This window comes from Actinopolymorpha pittospori, assembly GCF_014873875.1.
Lineage (GTDB): Bacteria > Actinomycetota > Actinomycetes > Propionibacteriales > Actinopolymorphaceae > Actinopolymorpha > Actinopolymorpha pittospori.
On sequence record NZ_JADBEM010000001.1, the window covers coordinates 6,656,946 to 6,678,257 of the forward strand.

Here is a 21,312-nt window from a genome sequence, read left to right on the forward strand (position 1 = left end):
CTGAGCCCCGGGCCAGGCGGCGAGATGCATCACCACCCGCACTGACCGGGGTGCGTCCGTCACCGGGCCGCGGGCTCCAGGACGTCGACGGTGCCGTGTTCGCCGTCCACCCGTACCCGGTCTCCGGTGTGCAGCCGGAGCGTGGCGTTGCCGCATCCGACGACCGCGGGTATCCCGAGTTCGCGGGCGACGATCGCCGCGTGCGAGAGCGGAGCGCCGACGTCGGTGACGACGGCGGCCGCGCGCGGGAACAGCGGGGTCCAGCCGATGTTGGTGACCGCGGTGACCAGGATCTCTCCGGCGCGCAGTTCGTCCCCCTGGTCCGGGGTCGAAACGACGCGTACGAGGCCCTCGACCACGCCGGACGCTCCCGGGAAGCCGGTGACCGTGTCGCTCATGGGCAGGTGCTCGGCGGTCGCGTCGTGGACGTCGCCGCGCCGGTTGGGGTCGGCCGCCCAGCGTTCCGGGTCGATGGTGCCGCGGATCAGTGTCGGGGTGACCGGGAGCGATCGGTAGTGCTCGTACGTCCTCCGGCGGATCGGGATCCGCGCGAGTGGTGTCTCGTCGCCGGCGAGTATCCGCTGGATCTCCTGGATGGTGCAGAGGAACAGGTCGTCCCCGTGTCCGGTCAGCTCACCGGCCCGCAGGATGAAGACCCGCATCGCCCAGAACGCCCGGATGACCTCAGAGCGTCCGGCCTCGCGGGCGCGGGCGGCGTGCGCGGCACGGTCGATCCGGCGACGCAGTGAGCGCACGGCCCGGGGATGGGTACGTCCCAGGCGTTCCCACGCCGCAGTCCGGGCCGACTCCTGCCGGGCGAGCAGGTCGTTGGCGTCGGCCTTCGCCTGCTCCATCTCCGCGAGTTGGCGGTCGGTCCAGTACGGGTCCTCGGCCGGGCGGGGGATCGACACCTCGAACTCGTGCGGGCCGCGGTGCCCCCAGCTTCGCGCGTAGGTCTCGCGGTCGATCTCGCGGCGCCGCAGCTGGGCCAGCCCGACCAGCGGCCCGAGGCTGGCCAGCTGCGCATCACCGCCCTGCAGGCCGGTGAGCAGCGCGTTCGTGTCCGCCTCGGAGGCGAGTGCGCGCACCCTGGCCTGGATCCGGACCTGGGCGTTGTTGTCGGAGCGGGCGCCCGCCGCGAGCAGCCGGCTGGCGTCGCGGAGGTAGGGCTCGAGCGCGTCGCGCCACAGGTCGGCCAGCTCGCTCGGGGTCGTCGCGTCGCCCACCCGCGCGGTGACCCGGTCGAAGCGGGCGGGTGCCTCGGCCACCAGGCGAGTCGAGGTTGCGCTGGTAGGGGAGAAGTCGCCACCGGAACGCCACCGCGGGCGGGATCGTCGCGCGGATCAGCTCCCAGCGGGACATGGGCAGCGGCGGGATGGTGACGGTGTCCGGTATCCGGCCGAAGACCTGCGGAACACTCGACAGGAAGAGCCTGGTCAGACCGAACGCGCCGGCGGCGGCCGCCGAGACGCTGAGGTTGAGATAGAAACGACCGGCGATGTTGCCCGACAGGCGATGCCCGCCCACCTCCGCCAGCGCCATGGTCTCGGCCATGAAGATCTCGATCAGCGACCAGGTCGCGGGGGTCATCACGTCCGGGATGGCTTCGCCAAGGTTGGCGCTCGTCCAGAGGTAGTCGCCGTGGCGAGTGTCGTTCCACTCCTCGGTGGCGGGCTCGGACGTTCGCAGCGCGGTGATGGGTCGTGCCTGGACGATGAAGACCGTCCCGTCGTGCCGGGCCCACTCGATGTCCATCGGCCGGTCGTAGAGCCCCTCGACCCGAACGCCGAGACGGGCGAGCTCGCCGGCCTGGGCGTCGGTGAGGACGGGTGCCGAGCGACGTTCGGCGGGCACCGGCACCTCGCGCGTGCCGTCCGACGTTCGCACGGTCATGACGGCCTTGTCACCCAGGCGGCGTTCGGTGACCGCGCCGGTGGCCCGGTCCACGAGGATCGTGTCGGGGGTCACCTGGCCGCCGACCAGCGCCTCGCCGAGGCCCCAGGTCGCGTTGACGAGCACCTGGTCCGTCGCCCCGGTCATAGGGTCGGCGGTGAACAGGACGCCCGCGGCGTCGGCCGGCACGAGCTCCTGCACGACGACGGCGAGCGCGACGTCCTCGGCGGGGATGCCGTTGCGGAGGCGGTAGCCGATCGCGCGGGCGGTCCACAACGACGCCCAGCACCGGCGTACGGCGGCCAGGACCTCTCTCTCGCCGTGGATGTTGAGGTAGGTGTCCTGCTGGCCCGCGAACGACATCTCCGGTAGGTCCTCCGCGGTCGCGGACGAACGCACGGCGACCGGTACGGAGCCGCTGCCCAGGCCCGCGTACGCCTCCCGGACCGCTTCGCTGATCGGCTCGGGCACCACGCCCTCGACGAACAGGCGGGCGATCTTGTCAGCCGCCTCCTCGCACGCCACCGGATCGTCCGCGCGGAACCCCGCCACGGCGGCGAGGATCTGCCCCTGGCGGGCGTCCTGGGCGACGAACGCGTGGTAGGCGGCCGTCGTCACGTGAAAGCCCGGGGGGATCGGCAGGCGCGCCGCGGCGAGGCGGGCCAGCGAGGCGCCCTTGCCACCCACCTGCGCGACCGTGGTGCCCTCGTCGAGGGGCACGACGTACGGAGTGTCCGGACTGTCCGGGTCCTCGTTCACCGTGCTCGCTCCTTCCAGAAGCGTCGCGGCGCTTGGCTGTCCACCTGGCCGCGCAGGTCGAGGGCACCGCCGTGGCGGATTGACCAAATGAGCCCATCTGGTCAATTCATCGACGCTTGGACGCTACCTCCCGGTCGAACGCCGGTCAACGTGGGCGGAGCGCCCGGGTCACACCCGAGCGGACCCGCCCGCCGGTTCGGGTGCGACGCTTCCGTCACGGTCGCCAACCCGTCCGTCCGGGTGCTCGTCGAGCATGGTCGACTCGTCGAACGGGTTCGCGCCCGCGAGCACCTGCTGGGCCCGGCCCCGGTCGTACTCGCCCGTCCAGGTGCCGACCAGGACGGTCGCGACGGCGTTGCCGGCGAAGTTGGTGAGGGCGCGCGCCTCGGACATGAAGCGGTCGATGCCCACGATCAGACCCACACCGTCGAGCAGGTCCGGTCGATGGCTCTGCAGTCCGCCCGCGAGGGTGGCGAGCCCCGCGCCGGTCACGCCGGCCGCCCCCTTGGACGCCGCCACCATGAAGACCAGCAGGGAGACCTGCTCGCCGATCGACATCGGTGTGCCGAGCGCATCCGCCACGAAGAGCGAGGCCATCGTGAGGTAGATCGCCGTGCCGTCGAGGTTGAACGAGTACCCCGTCGGGACGGTGATCCCGACCACGGACCTGCTGACGCCCAGGTGTTCCATCTTGGCGATCAGCCGGGGGAGCGCGGACTCCGACGACGACGTCGAGACGATCAGCAGGAACTCCCGGGCGAGGTAACGCAGCAGCGCGAAGATCGACGTACGGGCGACGAACCGGAGCAGCAGGCCGAGTACGACGAAAACGAAGACCAGACAGGTGAGATAGAAGCCGAGCATGATCTGGGCGAGGCTGATCAGCGCGTCGACCCCGGTCGAGCCCACCACGGCGGCCATCGCGCCGAAGGCGCCGACAGGCGCGAGCCACATGATCATGGTGAGGATCTTGAAGACCAACCGCTGGATCACGATCACCGCGGAGATCACCTGCTCACCGTGTCGACCCATCGCCTGGACGGCGAAGCCCACCAGCAGGGCGACCAGAAGTGTCTGCAGAACCTCGCCCTGGGTGAGCGCCGAGAGCAGGGACGTGGGGATGATGCCGAGGAGGAAGTCGACGGTGCTCTTCGCCTCGCCGGACACCTGTTCCTGGCCCGCGGCTCGGACCGCCTCGGAGAGTTGCAGGCCCGAGCCTGGATGGATCGCGTTGCCGATGATGAGTCCGATGACGAGCGCCACCGTCGACATCACGAGGAAGTAGACCAGCGCGAGTCCGCCGACGCGCCCCACCTTTGCGGCCCGGCGTACGGAGCCGACCCCGAGGACGATCGTGCAGAAGATCACCGGGCTGATCATCATCGTGATGAGGCTGACGAAACCGGTGCCGATCGGCTTGAGCTTGGTGCCGAAGTCGGGGAAGAGCAGTCCGACGGCGATGCCCGCGAGCACCGCCACGATCACAGCCGGATAGAGCAGGTGAGTTCGATCACGCCTTGCCGTGGAGACCTCGTCGCGTGCCGGGGTCTGGCCTGCCATGTGAGCTCCTGGTCCGGACGGCGGGGGCCGGATACCCCCGATCAACGCCAGACTGTGGCGCAATCCTCACGCATTGTGCAACGGCGCGGAGTTGGTGAGTCGCGGGCGGATCCGTTTCGCCACCGCGCCGGCGGGTGAGGTCCTCCCCTGGATGGACGGCGAATCCGCACGAAGGACGGCCCGATCCGGACAGTCGAACCCGCGACGCGGGGTGTGACGGAAGTGGCGGCGCCTCGGTGCCGTCCGATGGCGTATGTGCACCTCGACGCGAGGCTGCGTACGCTGCTGCGACGTAGCGAATTGTCAGAGTCGGACTCCGGCGGCTTGAGGACTGGTGAATGTGAGTGCGGTGAGGACGGGCACATCACTCGGGCGCTACCGCCTCGAGGAGCTCCTGAGCCGCGGCGGCATGGGCGAAGTGTGGCGGGGCTACGACACCACCCTCGGCCGGCCGGTCGCGGTGAAGGTGTTGCACGCCGGCGTGAGCGACCCCGACGACCGGGAGCGCTTCCTTCGGGAGGCCCGCGCCGCGGCCCAGCTGAGTCACCGTCACGTGGTCGCGGTCTTCGACGTGGGGGAGTGGTCGGGCCGGCCGTTCCTCGTGATGGAGCTACTGGACGGTCGTACTCTCGCCGCCGAACTCACCCAGCGCGGCCCGCTGCCGGTCGACGAGGTACGCGACCTCGGCGCCCAGACCGCGGCCGCCCTGCAGGCCGCCCACGGGGCCGGCGTCGTCCACCGGGACATCAAGCCGAGCAACCTGATGCGCTCCCTGGACGGCACGCTCAAGGTCGTCGACTTCGGCATCGCGAGGGTGCTCGACGAGGCCTCCACCCGGCTCACCCGCACGGGCACCGTGGTGGGCACCGCCGCCTATCTCGCGCCGGAGCAGGCGCGGGGTCACATCGCGGACGCTCGCAGTGACCTCTACGCGCTCGGATGCGTGCTCTACCAGCTGCTTTGCGGGCGGACGCCGTTCGTGGGTGGGTCGACCGAGGTCGTCTACGCCCACCTGCACACCGAGCCGACCCCGCCGTCACGGTTGCGCTCCGACGTCCCACCCGACCTGGACCACCTGATCCTGAGCCTGCTGGCGAAGGAGCCCACCGAGCGTCCGGTCGACGCCGCCCGGGTGCAGTCGATCCTGCTCGGCCGGGCCGAGGCCGACACCGACGAGCACGCCGTTCCCCAGGACGATCCGGGCGCGCCGACCATGGTCCATCCGATGGTGGTCGCTGTGCCGAACACCGAGAACCCGGCCTCCGACGCGACGCGGACGATGGCCGTGGCCGCGGACCCGGGCGGCGATCCGCCACGGACCCGCGCCGCGGGCACGCGGCCCCGGAGGAAGGTGGGGGCGGCGGTGACCCTCGTGATCGCCTCCCTCGTCGCCGTCGCATTGCTGGGCGGGGCCGTGTGGGCCTGGCGTTCCGCGAACCCCCTGGGTGGGCGACCCGTCGCCAACGACGCGACGAGCAACCCCACGCCCTCGGCCACGCCGAGTGAGCCGAAGACCACCCCGAGCAGTACGCCGACACCTCCGCGACAGACGACATCAACTGCCTCCGACTCCGACCCGCTGGCGATCGGCTCGCCGGCGTGGCTGAACCGGCTGGACACGACCCTCGCCCTGCTCGCCTCGACCGGACGGATCGCGCCGGACCTGGCCGACAACCTGCGCGACACGATCGACGACGCCCGCTCGGCCTACGCCAAGGGCGACTCCGGTCGGGCGCGGGACAAGATCGAGGATCTGCGCAAGGACCTCTCGAACGCGTTCCAGGACCGCGAGCTCCCCACATCGGGCCAGCTCATGAACCTGCTGGGTTCCGGCTGGCTTGACGAGCAGTCCGTGGAGCGGGTACGCGACAACAGCAACCGCGACGATCACGGCAAGGACCGGGGAGACAACCGTCACCGGGACAACGGGGACAACTGATCCGTGTCGAGCGAACCCCTGCCCCAGGTTCCCCGCAGCGCCCGACAACGCAAGCACGACATCCTCCAGCGTCTGGAGCGCGAGGAGGACGTCTGGGTCTCCTCCGCGGACGAGAGGGGCAACGCCTTCCTCGCTCCACTGTCGTTCGTGTGGGACGGGACGACGCTGACCATGGCGGCGCCCGAGACCAACCTCACCGCGCGCAACGTGCGTGCCGCGGGGCAGGTCCGGATGAGTCTGCCCGCCACCCGCGACGTCGTGCTCATCCACGGCCTGGTCGACGCCTTCAGCGAGGAGACCGTTCCGGTGGGGGTCGCCGACCGGTTCGCCGCTCGGCTCGGGTGGGATCCGCGCAAGATCGACGGCGTGGCGTACGTCTACCTGCGGGTCACGCCCCGCCGGATCCAGGCCTGGCGAGGTCAGGGGGAGGCGTCCGGCCGCACCGTGCTGCGGGACGGTCGTTGGGTCGTCTAGTCGGCACGCCGGACGCTTCTCTTGCGTCGGTGCCGCCGCGTCGGTATGCGTGACGTCGCGCGGGTCAGTGTGCGTGACCTCGCCCGGGACGGTGTGCGTGTGCGATGTCACGGTGTGGTCGTGTCAGGCTTGGGCGACGGAGCGGCACCGTACGTCGTACGCGGCGTGGCGAGAGAGGACTGACATGAGCGTTGTTCGGTGGCAGGCTCAGACCCGGGAGCAGCTCAGCGCGCTGCTCCCCGAGGCGGTCGTCGTCCTCCCGATCGGGGCGACCGAACAGCACGGGCCACACCTCGCGACCGGAACGGACGCGTTGCTCGCGGAGACCGCGGCCACCAGGGCGGCGGAGATGGCCGCGGCGTCCGCGACGCGAACGTTCGTTCTCGCCCCGACGCTCCCGATCGGGGCGTCCGATCACCATCTGCCGTTCGGCGGGACCATCTCGCTGCGACCGGAGACGCTGCTCGCGCTGCTTCTCGACGTCGCCCGCTCCGTCGCCGATTGCGGCGGGCGTCGGCTCGTGATCGTCAACGGGCACGGCGGCAACCGGGGAATCTGCTCGGCTGCCGCCGCGGCGGCGTCGGTCCGATCGCCCATCACCGTCGCTTATCTGGACTACTGGGACGCGGCCGCCGGAGCCGACCTCGGGGCGACACCCCTGCCCGGGCACGCGGGCGGCTTCGAGACCTCGCTGGTGCTCGCCGTCGATCCGACCCTTGTCCAGGAACGTACGCCGCGGGGAGCTGTCCCCGTCGTTCCGAGTGTTCCCGGGGTGGAGATCCAGCGCCAGGCATCATGGCACGAACAGAAGGGCTTCACCGACGAGCCGGCGAACGCCGATGCCCAGCAGGGCAAGGAATGGCTCGATCATCTGGTGAGTACGCTCGCGGGCCAGCTCGTCGCCTTGGCGGCTGCGCTGTAGGAGCGCTTCGGTGGCGAACATCTCTGGGTCGTCGACCGCGTTGTCAATACATTGTTGACGGCGCTTCGTGGCGCGGCGAACGACCGCGGTCACGACCGGCGAGGTGGGGGTCGTCTAGTCCGGCTCGAGGTTGCATTATCACGGTCAACCGACAGGTGGGCGGTTGCTCATGGCGGGCTGTTTCGCCTTGTGGATAAGGGGTTTCTGGTTCGCTTTGGGTCTTCGTCGCCGGTAGGATCGGGCGTATGGGCGAGTCTGGTGGTGTGTCGGTGCGGGTGTCTCCGTTGCCTGCGGGGTTCGCTGAGATGCTGCCGGGTCCTGGGTTGTTGTCGGTTTTGTTGGCGGTGTCGCGGGGGGACTGTAACGGGGTTGAGTTGGAGGAGTTGGTTCGTGCGCGGCGGCGGTTGATCAGTTGGTTGGAGGAGGGGTGTCTGGGTGAGGTGGTGGAGTTGGCGCACACCCCGCCGGGTCTGATCGACGACCCCGCGGTGCGGATGGAGTCGTTGGATCCGCACACGCCCGCGGTGTTGGAGCCGTTGTTGGGGTGGACTGCTTATCACGCTGACTGGTACGCGGCCCTGGCTCTGATCCTGTCCGAGTTGCCGCGGACGCGGGCTGCTCTTGATCGATGGTGCCGCCGACCTTGCCGTTCGGGGAGTGCCGGCTGATCAGGCGGCGGAGGCGTTCGGCTATGTGGATGCGATCGCCCGCACCATGAAACAGGCAGGCGACCTGCGCCGGCTCGGCCAGCTTCGCGCCGACATCGCCACCAGCTTGCTGTCGGGTCGCACCCACATCCACAACCCCGACCCCCACGACACCGGCAACCCGCGTAACGGTGACGCTGACGGCCGCGACGACGGTGACGGCGGCAGGGCTGCTGGCGAGTCGAGTGATCAGGCTCGCCGTGGTGTGGTGAAGGTTCCCGCGCCTCGTGCACCGCAACCAGCCACACCCACAATCGCCGCAGCCACGGCCAGTGCCGCTGAACCCGCAGACGATCCGACCACCGCCGATGCAGCCGCGAGTGCCGGTCGGGGGAGTGGTGCGCCCAGGGTGGGGGTGCGGGCCCGGATCCAGCTAAACGTTCCGCTCACCACGCTGATGGGACTGTCGCAGCGGCCCGGTGAACTCGGCGGGTTCGGACCGATCGTCACCGAGGTCGCCCGCCGACTGACCCTCAACCAGCTCACCAACCCCGATGCCCGCTACACCGTCGGGGTCACCCATCCGATCACCGGGCAACTACTGCACCTGCACCCGCTCCCGCAACGGTTCCTGCGCGGACTACAAGCAGAACTCGTGCACGCCCTCAACCAACGCTGCATCTGGCCCACCTGTCGAAGACCCGCCCCCACCTGCGACCTCGACCACAACACCCCCCACGCGGACGGCGGACCCACCACACCCACGAACACCGCACCCCTATGCCCCCACCACCACACAGCCAAAACCGAATCAGCCTGGACCCTCCACCAGACAACACCCGGCCACTACAGACTCACCAACCCACACGGCAGACACCACCACACCCACCCACCCACCCACCCACCCAACCTCACCGACCCCGCACCACCACCCCAACTACCCACACCCACCTACACCGCGGCCAACAACGACGACACAGACGCGCCGCCGTTCTGAGAAGCACGCCGCCGCGTCGAAGCTAGGGGCCGAGCAGCGTGGCCATGTCACTGCCGGGGGGTTCGGGAGTGGGCGCGACACATCGCGAGGGCAGCCGGCCCGGCTCACGGACCGGCTGACGCATCGGCTCAGGGACGGCGATACACGCGGACGTAGTCCACGTCGAAGCTGTTCGGAAACACCGTGGTGGCGTCGGGCGGCCCGCCGCGGTCGGCGTTCATCCAGACCCCGCTGTTGAGGATGACGTACATCGGCTTGTCCGGCACGAAGGAGCCCTCGAAGGTACGGGTCGGGCGACCGTCGATGTAGAAGACGGCGCGGCCGGGTTCCCAGCGCAGAGCGTAGGTGTGCCAACCGGTGGTGGGCGCGGGATCGTAGGTCCAGTTGCTGGACCAGCGGACGTTCGGCCAGGAACCCGTCGCGATGCCCTGGTGCATTCCGTCGATGCCGCCGAACCACTCCGCTACATCGAACTCCGGCGGCCAACTGCGATCCTGCGGGACCAGCCAGAACGCCGGCCACAGCCCACGTCCAGCGGGATACCTCGCGCAGATCTCCCAGTACCCGTAGGCCTGCGAGAACTTGTCGTGGGACGACATGAACCCTTCGGAGTACGCGTACGTGCCGGGCGGGTCGTCGCCAACCACCGGCTCGTCGTCGGCGATCAGATGGAGGCGCCCGTTCTGGATGACGATGTTGGAGTCGAGCGCGTAGCTGCCGTAGGAACTGTTGTGATAGTGGCCGCCTGCTCGACCGGGGAAGTCCATGACGGTGTTCCACTTGGCGCGGTCGAGCGTCGAACCGGTGAACTCGTCCTGCCAGGCGAGCTGCCAGCGAGGCTCGGGCGGCTTGGTACGGGCACAGGCACGTGGGTCGTCCGGATCGGCGGCGTTGGCGGCACCGGCAGCGGCAGCGGCACCGGCACCGGCAGCGGAGGACCCGGTGCCGTCAGCGGATGCCGCGGCGGTTCGCCCCGGCTCGGCTGCCGTCGCGGTCCGCGGGCTGACAGCGGCAGTGGTGAGCGCGCCGAGCGTGAGGCACGCGGCCGCGGCGGCGAGAAGAGGGGTACGTCTGACAAGTCGGCGGGACATCGTCGACCTCCTGGGAGTTGCGCCGAGTGAAGTCGGGCGGCGGGCGTTCGTCAACGGGTCTGACCGGCTCCGGTTACATCCCGATTTAGGCCTGATCCAGCGGCGATCATGGGTTTGCGTGGGTGGCGCCCGGGCAGGCTGCCCAGCGTGTGACGACGACGGGAGCGTTCATGACCGCCGGCACCGCCGAGACGACCACCCTGTCCAGCTCCGAGCTCGCCCTGATCGACGCCTACTGGCGCGCCGCCAACTACCTGTCGGTCGGTCAGATCTATCTCCTCGACAACCCGCTGTTGCGCCGGCCGCTGGAGCCGTCGGACATCAAACCGAGGCTGCTCGGGCACTGGGGCACTACACCGGGCCTGAACCTCGTCTACGCCCACATGAACCGCTTGATCCGGGCCCGCGACGTCTCGGCCATCTTCGTCGCGGGTCCTGGACACGGTGGGCCGGGCGTGGTGGCCAACACCTATCTCGAGGGCACCTACAGCGAGGTCTACCCGCGGGTCGGCAGGGACACCGAAGGTCTGCGTCGGCTGTTCCGGCAGTTCTCCTTCCCGGGCGGGATACCGAGCCATGTCGCCCCGGAGACTCCCGGGTCGATCCATGAGGGCGGCGAGCTGGGCTACTCGATGCTGCACGCGTACGGGGCGGCTTTCGACAACCCCGACCTGCTGGTGTGCTGTGTCGTCGGCGACGGCGAGGCGGAGACCGGGCCGCTCGCGGCGAGCTGGCATTCGAACAAGTTCCTCGACCCCGCGCGTGACGGGGCGGTCCTGCCGGTACTCCACCTGAACGGCTACAAGATCGCGAACCCGACGGTGCTGGCCCGGATCCCGGAGCGGGAGTTGCTCCTCCTGCTCGAGGGCTCCGGTTACACCCCGTACGTCGTGGCCGGCGACGAGCCGGCCGAGGTGCACCAGGAGTTCGCGCGGGCGTTGGAGTCGGCGTACGACGAGATCCGCGCCATCCAGTTGAGGGCCCGGGAACGCGGAGCGGTTGGTCCGGTGAGCTGGCCGATGATCGTCCTGCGTACGCCGAAAGGATGGACGGGTCCCCGCGAGGTCGACGGGCGTCGGGTGGAGGGGACCTTCCGGGCGCACCAGGTCCCGCTGAGCGAGGTCCGCACCAACCCCGCGCACCTGGAACAGCTCCGGGACTGGATGCTGAGCTACCAGCCGGAGGAACTCTTCGACGCCGACGGCCGCCTGCGCCCGCAGGTGGCCGCGCTCGCGCCGTCCGGTGAACGCCGGATGAGTGCGAACCCGCACGCGAACGGCGGCGTCCTGATGCGTCCGCTGGACCTGCCCGACTTCCGCGACTACGAAGTCGACGTCCCGGCGCCCGGTGCCACGAGCGGCGAGCCGACGCACGTGCTCGGCACCTGGCTGCGCGACGTGATCCGCGCCAACCCGACGAACTTCCGGCTCTTCGGTCCGGACGAGACCGCCTCCAACCGGCTGTCGGCGGTGTTCGAGGCGACGGACCGGGCCTGGGACGCCGAACGCCTCCCCGGTGACGACCACCTCGCCCCCGACGGTCGGGTGATGGAGGTCCTGTCCGAACATCTGTGCCAGGGCTGGCTGGAGGGCTATCTCCTCACCGGCCGGCACGGCCTGTTCAACTGTTACGAGGCGTTCATCCACATCGTCGACTCGATGTTCAACCAGCACGCCAAGTGGTTGAAGGTCACTCGGCAGATCCCCTGGCGGGCGCCGATCGCCTCGCTCAACTACCTGCTGTCCTCCCACGTGTGGCGGCAGGACCACAACGGCTTCTCCCACCAGGACCCCGGTTTCCTCGACCTGGTGGTCAACAAGAAGGCCGAGATCATCCGGGTGTACCTGCCCCCGGACACCAACACCCTGCTCTCGGTCGCGGACCACTGCCTGCGCAGCCGGGACTACATCAACGTCGTCGTCGCGGGCAAGAACCCCCAGCCGAACTGGCTGTCGATGCGGGAGGCCATCGCGCACTGCACCCGTGGGATCGGCGTCTGGGAGTGGGCGAGCAACGACCAGGGAGCGGAGCCAGACGTCGTACTCGCGTGTGCGGGAGACGTCCCGACCATGGAGACGTTGGCCGCGGTCGACCTGCTCCGCCAGCACCTGCCCGAGGTCCGGGTCCGGGTCGTCAACGTCGTCGACCTGATGCGCCTGCAGTCCGACACCGAGCATCCACACGGCCTGCCCGAGCGGGAGTTCGACGCGCTCTTCACGGTCGACCGGCCCGTCGTGTTCGCGTTTCACGGCTATCCGCCGCTCGTCCACCGGCTCACGTACCGCCGGACCAACCACGCCAACTTCCACGTGCGTGGTTACCTGGAGGAGGGCACCACGACGACGCCGTTCGACATGGTGATGTTGAACGACCTGGACCGCTTCCACCTCGTCATGGACGTGATCGATCGGGTGCCGGGACTCGCGGTGCGTTCGGCGGCGCTGCGGCAGCGCATGGTGGACGCTCGGCTGGCGGCCCGGCTCCACACCAGGGAGTACGGCGAGGACCCGCCGGAGATCCGGGACTGGACCTGGCCGGGTGTCGGACATGCGGAGGTGGACGACTGATGCGAATCCTCGTGGTCAACGCTGGGTCGACGACCCTGAAGCTGTCGTTGCTGGACGACGACAAGGTCCTCGCGAGCCGGCAGGTCGAGGTCTCCGACGCGGAGTCCGGACAGCGGGCGTTGGAAGAGGCGCTGGAGGAACTCCAGACTCCGGAGGCGGTGGGCCACCGGGTCGTGCACGGTGGCCCCGCCTACACCCACGCGGTCAGGATCGACCAGGGAGTTCGGGACCGACTGGAGGAGTACGTCGGCCTCGCCCCGCTGCACCAGCCGGCGGCGCTCGCGGGCATCGACCTGGTGTCCCGGGCGCTGCCGGACGTGCCTGTCGTCGCGTGCTTCGACACGGCGTTCCACGCCACCATGCCACCGGCGGCGTCGACGTACGCCGTTCCGGCGGAGTGGCGCGAGGAGTACGGCCTGCGGAAGTACGGCTTCCACGGACTGTCCCACGCCTACGCCGCGCGGCGGGCCGCGGAGATGGTGGGCCGCCCGATCGAGGAGTTGCGGACGGTCGTCTGCCACCTGGGCGCGGGCGCCTCGGTGACCGCCGTCCGGGCCGGCCGCAGCGTCGACACCACCATGGGGTTCACCCCGCTCGCCGGTCTCGTGATGGCGAGCCGGTCCGGGGACGTCGACCCGGGTCTCCTGGTGTGGCTGCTGCGCAACCGCGTCGTCGACGCGGAGGAACTCGACACCGCCCTCGAACGCCACAGCGGACTGGTCGGCCTGGCCGGCACGGGCGACATGCGGATCGTCCTGGACGACGCCGCCGCGGGCGACCCACGGGCCCGGCTCGCCGTCGAGGTCTACCTGCACCGGCTGCGCGCGCAGATCGCCGCCATGACCGCCAGCCTCGGTGGTCTCGACGTCCTCGCCTTCACCGGTGGTGTGGGTGAGCACGCGGCACCGATCCGCGACGGGGCGGTGCGCGGACTCGGCTACCTCGGCATCGAGGTGGACCCCGACCGCAACGCCGAGGCGGACGGGGACACCGACATCAGTGCCCTGGCCTGCGCCGTACGGACCCTCGTGGTCACCGCCCGGGAGGACCTCGAGATCGCCGCGGAGGTACGCCGGGTGTGTGCCCCCGAGGACCGGTGACCGCTCAGCTCAGGCCGGTGTAGAGGGCACGCAGGTGCTGTGCCCGGTCGGCGGCCGACAGGACGTCGGTGGAGTCGGCGAACTGGTCGACGGAGCCCACGAGGGGGAGTGTGGCCAGCCAGGGATCCTCGATCGCGTCCCGGCACGCGTTCGCGAAGCGGGTGGCGTCGAGCACCTGGAACGGCCGGCCGTGGAACGGGCGAACCGTCGGGTCGTCGATCGGGACGGTGAGCCCGGAGGCGTTGTGTTGCCGGGCGAGGAGTTCGTAGACCTCGACCAGCGCCGCCTCCCGGGCGGGGAAGTCGGTGGCCGCGGCCGCTCGCCGCAGTGGCGGGGTCAGCTCGGCGGCGCCGGGAAGCCGGGCGAACGCCGTACCGAACCATTTGGAGTACGGGCGATACTCACCGGCGAGCAGGAACGCCACCCCCATCGCGTCGCGGACCAGCCGACCAGCCAGCAGTGCCGAACCCAGGTCGTCCCCGACCTCCGCCGTACGCCCGACGAAGGCGTCCTCCTGCGCGATCCGGCCCCACTGCGAGGCGAGCATCCACAGCCACACGTCCCGGGGGTACCAGCGCAGCGCCTCCCGGGTCGCGGCGAGCTCGCCCTTCGGGTCGGCGTACACCGCGCCGCGGACGACTCCGAGCAGTTGCTGCTGGGGGATCGTCAGCCAGTCCAGCGGGCTCATCCCGCCGAGGGGATCGAGGCCGAGCTGGCCGTGCAGCCAGTCGCGCCAGGTGAGGACGTCGACCCGATGCTGCTCGGGTACGTCGTCCCAACCGAACCGGACCGGCCAGTTCCGGAACGTCCGCGGGAGCCTGGCGTCCACCCGCTCCCGGACGGCGTCCACGTCGTCGGCCGCCACGAAGATCTGCAGCCGTGGCCCCCAGCCGTGGTCGGTGGAGCGGGCCGTGTCGTAGCCGAGGACGTCCGAGCCCCAGCCGAGCAGCGCGGCCGCGTGCTCGAGGGGTCCGAGCAGGGGTGCGACGACCTCGGCGTAGAAGGCAGCGTTCAGCTCGAGGGACGGCACGAACGTCTGGGTCATGGGCACCATCCTCGGTGGTGCGGCGGGGGTGGCGGCAACCGGTTTATGGCGTACGGCCGGCGAGGTGGGCGTCGAGGAACGCTCGATTACCCGGGGAGAGTGGAAGCGAGGGGAGCTCGGCCACGGCGACCACCCGGCTGGCGAGCTCCCACCCTTCGGTGTCGGTCCAGGCGGCGTCGGGCGCCACCTCGCGCGTGACCGCGTGGGCGCCGAAGACCCACTGCAGACTGTCCGGGTAGAGGTAGGCGTAGCCGGTGGGGCGCGCGCCCAGGTGGGCGAGGTGGAGGAAGCCGAGCGGTCTCAGCGTTCCTGGGTCGAGCCGCCAGCCCGTCTCCTCGACGACCTCGCGGGCGGCGGTCTCCGCGAAGGTCTCGCCGGTCTCCCGCCGTCCGCCGGGCAGGACGTGCTGCTCGCGGCTGTTCGCGCAGACCACGACCCCGCCCGGCGCGCTGACCAGGCAACGCACCGAGGTGACCAGGTCGGCGGGTACGAGCGTGTCCGGCACCGGCGTGGGAGTCAGGCACGACGCGAGTTCCAGCGGCATGCTGGCATCCACGCCCCAGGACTCGCGGTGCACGGCCGCGGGGCGCCGCCCGGCGAGGAGGCGGAGCAGGGCGGGGTCGCGGTTACCGGCGATCTCCATCCGCCCAGTCTCGCAGCGACAACCGAGGGGCGCGGAGTTCCGATCACGGGAGAACCATGTCGTCCGCAGCAGAGCAGGCCAAGGACCTCTACCGCAGCTTCCTTCTCGACCTCTGGCACGCTTCGCCGCGGCGACGCGCGAGCCTCGCGGAGCGGATCGTCGCCGACGACTTCGCCATCCGGCGGGGCGGCCAGCACGACCCCGCCCACGGACCGGCGGCGATCGTCGACACCATCGAGCGGAGTCTCGCGCTCTTCGACGACGTGCGTGTCACGCTCGATCAGGGACCTGTCGCGGAGGGTGACCTGGTGGCCGCACGCTGGACGTTTTCGGGCTCTTTCCGCGGTGGGCTGCCCGGCGCGAGTGCGCCAGTTGGAACGCGGGTGGCGTTCTCCGGCATGGATCTGGTTCGGTTGGCCGACGGCAAGGTGGCCGAATACTGGGTGTCCTCAGATGCCGATCATCTGATGGCGCAGCTCGGGGTCGAGGGAGAGAGCAACGCGTGAGTGAGCTGGATGCGGCGAAGGTGACTGCGTGGTTGGGAGCCGGCGAGGAGTACGCGAGCTGGGTGGCTGAGCTCGACGCGATAGGAGAGTCGGAGGAGGTGTCGCTCCCGGAGGCCGCCCAGGTGGACGCCCTCGCGCAGCCGCTGGGCCTGCACGACGACGACCTGGCGGAGATCAAGGCGACGGCGTTCTCCGCGGCGCAGGAGCCGGAGCTGTGGTGGTTGCTGCAGCGCTGCCACCGGCAGCTGATCCGCCAGATGGGCGACGTGGACTCGCCGTGGCTGCGGTGGCCGCACCTGCCGGCCGCTCTGGAGGCGAAGGGGCGGTTCTTCTACGTCCACGTGTTCCTGGCCTCGATCCCCGCGCTGCTGCGCTACCACGAGAAGCGCGGCATCCCCGCCGAGGACAGCTGGGGGATCCTCGCCGACCTGGGCCGGCAGATCGCGGTCTACCGCCGGATCCACGGCGGCGTCGGCGGGCTCGACGTGCAGTTCTGGTTCTCGCTGCACTTCCGGGGACTCATCTACGACATGGGCCGGCTGCAGTTCAACCGGGGCCGGGTCCAGTACGACGAGGAGACGATCGCGACGGCGGGTGCGCCGTTCGGCAAGGGTGACCCGGTGCTCGGCGTCCACATCCCCGAGTCCGGCCCGATGACTCCCGAGGCCTGCGAGGAGTCCTTCCGGCGGGCCAAGGAGTTCTACGACCGGTACTTCCCCGAGGACAACTACCGCTACGCGGTGTGCTCGTCCTGGCTGCTCGACCCGCAACTCGCGGAGTACCTCCCGGAGGACTCCAACATCGTGCGGTTCCAGCGGCGCTTCCAGGTGGTGCCCGGCGGACACGACGGCGACAAGGACGTGTTCCAGTTCGTGTTCCGGCTGATCAACCCGCGCATCGAGGACCTGCCTCGACGTACGACGTTGGAGCGGGCGGTCGTCCAGCACCTCGAGTCCGGCCGGCACTGGCAGGTGCGTTCCGGTTGGCTCGCGCTCTGAGCCTGCCTACCCGGCCAGCGTGCCGACGAGGCGGCGGCAGCGGACGGGGTCCTCGGTGAGCCCGATGCCGAGGCCCCACAGCCAGTAGTCGACGGCACGCACGACGGTCCACGCCCGGGCCCGATCGCGGTCGAGTCCGCCGGCGTCGGCCAACGCGGTGAGCAGGTCACGGACGTCCGCCGGCTCCGCCGCCTCGTCGATCCGTGTCCACATCAGCTCGGGCACGGAGTACTCCGGGTCCCCGGCCACCGGCCGAGGATCGATGGCCAGCCAGGGCTCGCGCGTTCCGGCAAGCACGTTGCCGTAGTGCAGGTCGGCGTGGACGAGGCTCTCGCCCGCGTCGGCGGCCAGGTCACGTGCCGTCCGGGCGGCGAGGTCGACCCACGGCCCCGGCAGCGGCCCTCCCAGGGCCCGCTGCCGGGGCCACACCGTCTCGGCGATCTCCGTGCCGATGTCGGCGAGCCGCGGGATGCCCGGCGGTGCCGGCATGGTGAGGCGCCGGAGCAGCGCACCGGCCAGCTCGGCGGCGGGCAGCAGCTCGACATCGGCCAGCGACCGACCGGCGTCGAGGCGTTCGAGCAGCAGCGCGCCGTCGTCGGTCCAGGCGTCCAGCAGGCGGACGACGCCCCGCCCCGCCCAGGCCCGCAGCCCGATCGCCTCGGTCACGGTGGTCTCCGGCGGCTGGCAGACCTTGAGGACGCAGGGGGCTCCGTCGACGCGACGCCGCGCGGAGAGGACGAGGCTGTTCGCACCGTGCCGCGGTGATTCCGAGTCCAGCCGCAGGTCCCACCGCTCGCACAGCCGCTCGACCAGGGCGGGTATGCCAGCGATCCACTGGTGACCCTGCGTGCCCGCGATCCGGGTCCGTTCCTCGACGAAGGTGTCGGGTATGTCGATCTCCATCACCGCTGCGTTCGGCTCCGTCCCGCCCGGGTGCGCATACGGGTCGCGACGTGCCGGCGCGTCCCGGCCGGGACCCTACCGGCGGCGGGGTGGGCGGGCCACGCCTTTGTTCGGCGCGCCTGACGCACCTGGCGTACCTGCTGGCCGACGGCCGGCGGGGGCGATCCAGGGGGCGTCGATAGGCTGAGGGGCGGAAACGGCGTACAGAAGGGAACCCCCAAAGGTGGCTGTCCGGGCAGTGCGCGGAGCGACCCAGCTCGAGGTCGACGAGCGCGAGCACCTGCTGGAGCGTGTGGCGGAGCTGGTCAGGGACGTCCTGCGACGGAACGATCTCGGCAATGACGACCTGATCAGCATCATTTTCACCGCGACGTCCGATGTGAAGTCGGAGTTCCCCGCCTATGCCGCCCGGCAGATGGGCATGACCGACGTCCCGCTCCTGTGCGCCCGGGAGCTGGAGATCGAGGGGTCGATGCCGCTCGTGGTCCGGCTGCTCGCCCACGTCGAGACCGAGCTGTCCCGGGACGAGATCACCCACGTCTACCTGCATGGTGCGGCCGCGCTACGGCGCGACCTCGCCCATGTGCACGCCGTACCCGATGAGGCTTCGGCCGGCACGCCTCCGGTCGAGGGAGCGCCGGCATGAGCGACCTGCCGTTTCGACGGGTGGTCGTGATCGGCGCCGGCCTGATGGGCACGTCGGTCGGACTCGCGCTGCGTCGGGCCGGGGTCGAGGTGTTCCTCGAGGATCTCGACCCGGCCAACCTGCGGGTCGCCGTGTCGCTCGGCGCCGGCAAGCCTCTCCTGACGGATGCCGGGACAGCTGCCGAAACTGAGGCCGAGGTCGACCTCGCGGTGGTCGGCGTACCCCCAGCCGCGCTCGGCCGCGTGATCGCGGACGCGCTGGCGAGGTTCCCCGCCGCCACCGTCACCGACCTCGGCAGCGTCAAGGCCGCCCCGCTCACCGACGCCGGCACGCATGCCGCGGCGTCCCTGGACCGTTACGTCGGCGGTCACCCGATGGCCGGCAGCGAGCACTCCGGTCCCCTCGCGGCCCGGGCCGACCTGTTCGACGGGCGGGCGTGGGCGGTGACGGCGCACCCCCAGAGCCGAACCGACGCGGTGGAAACGGTCGAGGCCCTGGCGCTCGCCTGCGGCGCGTTCCCGGTCCGCCTCACCCCGGCCCAGCACGACGAAAGGGTCGCGCTGGTCTCCCACCTGCCCCAGGTCGCCTCCACCGTCGTCGCGGGAATGCTGACCGGCGCCGCGGAGGACCACCTCGTTCTCGCCGGTCAGGGCCTGCGCGACGTGACCCGGATCGCCGGCGGCGATCCGGAACTGTGGACGCAGATCCTCTCCGCCAACGCCGAACCTGTCGCCCGGCTGCTGCACGAGGTGGCCGACAAGATGCACCAGGCGGCCCTGACGCTGGAGAAGCTCGAGCCCGCCTCGTCGGCCGTCGACGACCTGCGCAGGTCGTTGGAGCGTGGCGTGACGGGCGTCGGCCGGCTGCCGGGGAAGCACGGCGCGCGGCCGGGCGTCTTCGCCGCGGTGCCGGTGCCGCTGCCCGACCAACCCGGCGAGTTGGCGCGTCTGTTCGCCGACGTCAGCGCCGCCGGTGTCAACATCGAGGATGTCCGCATCGACCACAGCCCGGGCACTCCGGCCGGTCTGGTGGAGTTGTCGGTTCATCAAGGCGCCGTACCCGCGCTACTGGAGGCCCTGGCGCGACACGGGTGGGACGTGCACGGGTAGCCTCCCCACAACGCTTCGAGGGAGACGACAGGTGGAGCGAGCCGACGACGCAGGCAGAGCCGGGATCGTGGTGGCCATCGACGGTCCGTCCGGCTCCGGAAAGTCCAGCGCCGCGCGGGGTGTCGCGCGCAGGCTGGAGTTGCGCTACCTCGACACCGGGGCGATGTACCGCGCCATCACCTGGTGGATGATTCAGGTCGGCGTTCCGGTCGACGACTCCGATGAGGTCGCCGCGCGTTCCAGCGAGCCGGAGATCGAGGTCGGCATCGACCCCGAGCATCCGACCATCGCGGTCGACGGCGTCGACGTGGCCGGTCCGATCCGGTCCCGTGAGGTGACCAACGCCGTCAGCGCGGTGGCCGCCGTACCCGCCGTGCGCAGGCGGATGGTCGAGATTCAGCGCGAGCTGATCGGCTCCGGCGGCATCGTCGTGGAAGGCCGTGACATCGGTACGACGGTCGCGCCGAAGGCACATGTCAAGGTCTACTTGACGGCGCACGAGGAGGAGCGCGCTCGTCGCCGTGCTGCCGAAGGGCTGGCCGGGGCGAAGCTCGAGCTCACCCTCACCCAGAAGGAGATGGCGCTGCGGGACCGCAAGGACTCCAGCCGTACCACCTCACCCCTGAACAAGGCAGCCGACGCCGTCGTTCTCGACACCACCGAACTCAACCTGCAGCAGGTCATCGACCGGATCTGCGCCCTCGCCGGCGAGCACGCCGGGGCGCACGGCCGGCGATGACCAGCCAGGTGGTGCCGCAGTACTGGAGCGGCGCACAGGGGCCACCACGGCGAAGTCTGAAGACGGTACGCCCGTTCGTCACGGGCCTGATGCGGACCGCCTGGAAGGTCCGCATCTACGACCAGCACCACGTACCAGCCGGTGGTCCGGTGATCCTCGCGTCCAACCACCTCGGCATCCTCGACGGCCCGCTGCTGTGTGCCGTCGCGCACCGACCGGTGCACGCGGTCGTGAAGCAGGAGATGTTCCGGGGTACCACCGGACGCGCCCTGCGCAGGCTCGGCCAGATACCGGTCGACCGGGAGGCCTACGACCCGGGCGCCGTCAAGTCGGCGTTGGCCGTCCTGGACCGCGGGGACGTGCTCGCGATCTATCCCGAGGGCGCGCGAGGCGCCGGCGACTTCGCCCTGATCAAACCCGGCGTCGCCTACCTCGCGATGTGCACCGGCGCGCCCGTCGTTCCGGTCGTCTGCCTCGGCACCCGGCCCTCCGGCGGGTCGATCGGCACGCTGCCCCGGATGCGCTCCACGGTCGACGTCGTCTTCGGGCCCCCGGTCCGGCTGCAGCGCACCGAGTGGCCCCGGCGTACCCACGAAGTACGCGAACAGGCACGCTGGCTCCAGAAATGGTTGGTGAGCCACGTGCGTTACTCCTGTGGGGTGACCGGCCGGGACCTTCCCGGCCCGGTTCCCCGACCTGAAACCGAACCCGGACCGGTCGTCACCTCGTAGTCCACGGACTTCGTCACTTCGTAGTCCACGGACTAAGGTCCGC

Annotated in this window: 20 protein-coding genes; 13 read left to right on the forward strand and 7 right to left on the reverse strand. The window is 70.7% G+C overall.

What is annotated here, in order from left to right; all coding sequences use genetic code 11:
- Nucleotides 1–59: 59 nt before the first annotated feature.
- The 3 genes from HEB94_RS53775 to HEB94_RS31020 form a co-directional block, all read right to left on the reverse strand.
- A complete protein-coding gene (locus HEB94_RS53775; protein WP_337918069.1) occupies nucleotides 60–1,088 on the reverse strand; it encodes a PEP-utilizing enzyme in 1,029 nt (342 codons plus the stop codon).
- Nucleotides 1,027–2,652: a PEP/pyruvate-binding domain-containing protein gene (locus tag HEB94_RS49615; protein ID WP_202896649.1), complete on the reverse strand. Its 1,626-nt coding sequence runs from the start codon at nucleotides 2,650–2,652 to the stop codon at nucleotides 1,027–1,029. The genes HEB94_RS53775 and HEB94_RS49615 overlap by 62 nt, the downstream gene beginning before the upstream one ends.
- A gap of 168 nt (nucleotides 2,653–2,820) precedes the next feature.
- Nucleotides 2,821–4,212: a cation:dicarboxylate symporter family transporter gene (locus HEB94_RS31020; protein ID WP_192753156.1), complete on the reverse strand. Its 1,392-nt coding sequence runs from the start codon at nucleotides 4,210–4,212 to the stop codon at nucleotides 2,821–2,823.
- Between the two features lie 349 nt (nucleotides 4,213–4,561).
- On the opposite strand from HEB94_RS31020, the gene HEB94_RS31025 reads away from it, so the two are divergent.
- The 5 genes from HEB94_RS31025 (at nucleotide 4,562) to HEB94_RS31045 (ending at nucleotide 9,191) form a co-directional block, all read left to right on the forward strand.
- Nucleotides 4,562–6,151 carry a protein kinase domain-containing protein gene (locus HEB94_RS31025; protein WP_192753157.1) on the forward strand — a complete coding sequence of 530 codons (1,590 nt, stop codon included), beginning with the start codon at nucleotides 4,562–4,564 and terminating at the stop codon, nucleotides 6,149–6,151.
- Nucleotides 6,152–6,154: 3 nt separating this feature from the next.
- Nucleotides 6,155–6,625 (forward strand): pyridoxamine 5'-phosphate oxidase family protein, encoded by a 471-nt coding sequence (locus HEB94_RS31030; protein ID WP_337918070.1) that lies wholly within the window; start codon nucleotides 6,155–6,157, stop codon nucleotides 6,623–6,625.
- A 184-nt stretch (nucleotides 6,626–6,809) separates the two neighbouring features.
- Nucleotides 6,810–7,547 (forward strand): creatininase family protein, encoded by a 738-nt coding sequence (locus HEB94_RS31035; RefSeq protein WP_192753158.1) that lies wholly within the window; start codon nucleotides 6,810–6,812, stop codon nucleotides 7,545–7,547.
- A 245-nt stretch (nucleotides 7,548–7,792) separates the two neighbouring features.
- Nucleotides 7,793–8,215 carry a hypothetical protein gene (locus HEB94_RS31040; RefSeq protein WP_192753159.1) on the forward strand — a complete coding sequence of 141 codons (423 nt, stop codon included), beginning with the start codon at nucleotides 7,793–7,795 and terminating at the stop codon, nucleotides 8,213–8,215.
- Complete coding sequence (locus HEB94_RS31045; protein WP_192753160.1) at nucleotides 8,205–9,191, forward strand: HNH endonuclease; 987 nt, start codon at nucleotides 8,205–8,207, stop codon at nucleotides 9,189–9,191. Before HEB94_RS31040 ends, HEB94_RS31045 begins: the two co-directional genes overlap by 11 nt.
- A 128-nt stretch (nucleotides 9,192–9,319) precedes the next feature.
- Here HEB94_RS31045 and HEB94_RS31050 read toward each other — a convergent pair whose 3' ends face one another.
- The gene (locus HEB94_RS31050) at nucleotides 9,320–10,282 is read right to left on the reverse strand and encodes a glycoside hydrolase family 16 protein (RefSeq protein WP_192753161.1); all 963 of its coding nucleotides are present in this window, start codon (nucleotides 10,280–10,282) and stop codon (nucleotides 9,320–9,322) included.
- A 170-nt stretch (nucleotides 10,283–10,452) separates the two neighbouring features.
- Here HEB94_RS31050 and HEB94_RS31055 point away from each other — a divergent pair, with 170 nt between their 5' ends.
- Both HEB94_RS31055 and HEB94_RS31060 read left to right on the forward strand, forming a co-directional pair.
- Nucleotides 10,453–12,849, forward strand: a complete 2,397-nt coding sequence (locus HEB94_RS31055) for a phosphoketolase family protein (protein WP_192753162.1) — start codon at nucleotides 10,453–10,455, stop codon at nucleotides 12,847–12,849.
- Nucleotides 12,849–13,949, forward strand: a complete 1,101-nt coding sequence (locus tag HEB94_RS31060; protein ID WP_192753163.1) for an acetate/propionate family kinase — start codon at nucleotides 12,849–12,851, stop codon at nucleotides 13,947–13,949. The genes HEB94_RS31055 and HEB94_RS31060 overlap by 1 nt, the downstream gene beginning before the upstream one ends.
- Before the next feature lie 4 nt (nucleotides 13,950–13,953).
- On the opposite strand, the gene HEB94_RS31065 is transcribed toward HEB94_RS31060, so the two are convergent.
- Both HEB94_RS31065 and HEB94_RS31070 read right to left on the reverse strand, forming a co-directional pair.
- Entirely contained in the window at nucleotides 13,954–14,994 is a 1,041-nt protein-coding gene (locus HEB94_RS31065) for a DUF4037 domain-containing protein (RefSeq protein WP_192753164.1), read from the reverse strand.
- Between the two features lie 43 nt (nucleotides 14,995–15,037).
- Nucleotides 15,038–15,637 carry an NUDIX hydrolase gene (locus tag HEB94_RS31070; protein ID WP_192753165.1) on the reverse strand — a complete coding sequence of 200 codons (600 nt, stop codon included), beginning with the start codon at nucleotides 15,635–15,637 and terminating at the stop codon, nucleotides 15,038–15,040.
- A 56-nt stretch (nucleotides 15,638–15,693) separates the two neighbouring features.
- Between HEB94_RS31070 and HEB94_RS31075 the strand changes: the two genes are divergently transcribed.
- Nucleotides 15,694–16,143, forward strand: coding sequence for an ester cyclase (locus HEB94_RS31075; protein ID WP_192753166.1), 450 nt, complete (start codon nucleotides 15,694–15,696; stop codon nucleotides 16,141–16,143).
- Entirely contained in the window at nucleotides 16,140–17,141 is a 1,002-nt protein-coding gene (locus tag HEB94_RS31080; protein ID WP_192753167.1) for an acyltransferase domain-containing protein, read from the forward strand. The genes HEB94_RS31075 and HEB94_RS31080 overlap by 4 nt, the downstream gene beginning before the upstream one ends.
- A gap of 6 nt (nucleotides 17,142–17,147) precedes the next feature.
- Here the strand turns inward: HEB94_RS31080 and HEB94_RS31085 are convergent, their stop codons facing one another.
- Entirely contained in the window at nucleotides 17,148–18,044 is an 897-nt protein-coding gene (locus HEB94_RS31085; RefSeq protein WP_192753168.1) for an aminoglycoside phosphotransferase family protein, read from the reverse strand.
- A gap of 238 nt (nucleotides 18,045–18,282) precedes the next feature.
- On the opposite strand from HEB94_RS31085, the gene aroH reads away from it, so the two are divergent.
- From aroH to HEB94_RS31105, 4 genes are read left to right on the forward strand one after another with little or no spacing between them, the layout of a single operon-like run.
- Nucleotides 18,283–18,690: a chorismate mutase gene (gene aroH, locus HEB94_RS31090; RefSeq protein WP_337918071.1), complete on the forward strand. Its 408-nt coding sequence runs from the start codon at nucleotides 18,283–18,285 to the stop codon at nucleotides 18,688–18,690.
- On the forward strand, nucleotides 18,687–19,799 hold the full coding sequence (locus tag HEB94_RS31095) for a prephenate dehydrogenase (RefSeq protein WP_192753170.1): 1,113 nt from the start codon (nucleotides 18,687–18,689) through the stop codon (nucleotides 19,797–19,799). Before aroH ends, HEB94_RS31095 begins: the two co-directional genes overlap by 4 nt.
- Nucleotides 19,800–19,830: 31 nt before the next feature.
- Nucleotides 19,831–20,538 (forward strand): (d)CMP kinase, encoded by a 708-nt coding sequence (cmk, locus tag HEB94_RS31100; protein ID WP_192757210.1) that lies wholly within the window; start codon nucleotides 19,831–19,833, stop codon nucleotides 20,536–20,538.
- On the forward strand, nucleotides 20,535–21,269 hold the full coding sequence (locus HEB94_RS31105) for a lysophospholipid acyltransferase family protein (protein WP_192753171.1): 735 nt from the start codon (nucleotides 20,535–20,537) through the stop codon (nucleotides 21,267–21,269). The genes cmk and HEB94_RS31105 overlap by 4 nt, the downstream gene beginning before the upstream one ends.
- Nucleotides 21,270–21,312 lie beyond the last annotated feature (43 nt).

Excerpts from the sequence above, each read along its gene's own strand:
- HEB94_RS31020 (WP_192753156.1), bottom strand. The coding sequence starts at position 4,212 with ATGGCAGGCCAGACCCCGGCACGCGACGAGGTCTCCACGGCAAGGCGT.
- HEB94_RS31035 (WP_192753158.1), top strand. The coding sequence starts at position 6,810 with ATGAGCGTTGTTCGGTGGCAGGCTCAGACCCGGGAGCAGCTCAGCGCG.
- HEB94_RS31040 (WP_192753159.1), top strand. The coding sequence starts at position 7,793 with ATGGGCGAGTCTGGTGGTGTGTCGGTGCGGGTGTCTCCGTTGCCTGCG.
- HEB94_RS31050 (WP_192753161.1), bottom strand. The coding sequence starts at position 10,282 with ATGTCCCGCCGACTTGTCAGACGTACCCCTCTTCTCGCCGCCGCGGCC.
- HEB94_RS31055 (WP_192753162.1), top strand. The coding sequence starts at position 10,453 with ATGACCGCCGGCACCGCCGAGACGACCACCCTGTCCAGCTCCGAGCTC.
- HEB94_RS31060 (WP_192753163.1), top strand. The coding sequence starts at position 12,849 with ATGCGAATCCTCGTGGTCAACGCTGGGTCGACGACCCTGAAGCTGTCG.
- HEB94_RS31065 (WP_192753164.1), bottom strand. The coding sequence starts at position 14,994 with ATGACCCAGACGTTCGTGCCGTCCCTCGAGCTGAACGCTGCCTTCTAC.
- HEB94_RS31070 (WP_192753165.1), bottom strand. The coding sequence starts at position 15,637 with ATGGAGATCGCCGGTAACCGCGACCCCGCCCTGCTCCGCCTCCTCGCC.
- HEB94_RS31075 (WP_192753166.1), top strand. The coding sequence starts at position 15,694 with ATGTCGTCCGCAGCAGAGCAGGCCAAGGACCTCTACCGCAGCTTCCTT.
- HEB94_RS31085 (WP_192753168.1), bottom strand. The coding sequence starts at position 18,044 with ATGGAGATCGACATACCCGACACCTTCGTCGAGGAACGGACCCGGATC.
- HEB94_RS31095 (WP_192753170.1), top strand. The coding sequence starts at position 18,687 with ATGAGCGACCTGCCGTTTCGACGGGTGGTCGTGATCGGCGCCGGCCTG.
- HEB94_RS31105 (WP_192753171.1), top strand. The coding sequence starts at position 20,535 with ATGACCAGCCAGGTGGTGCCGCAGTACTGGAGCGGCGCACAGGGGCCA.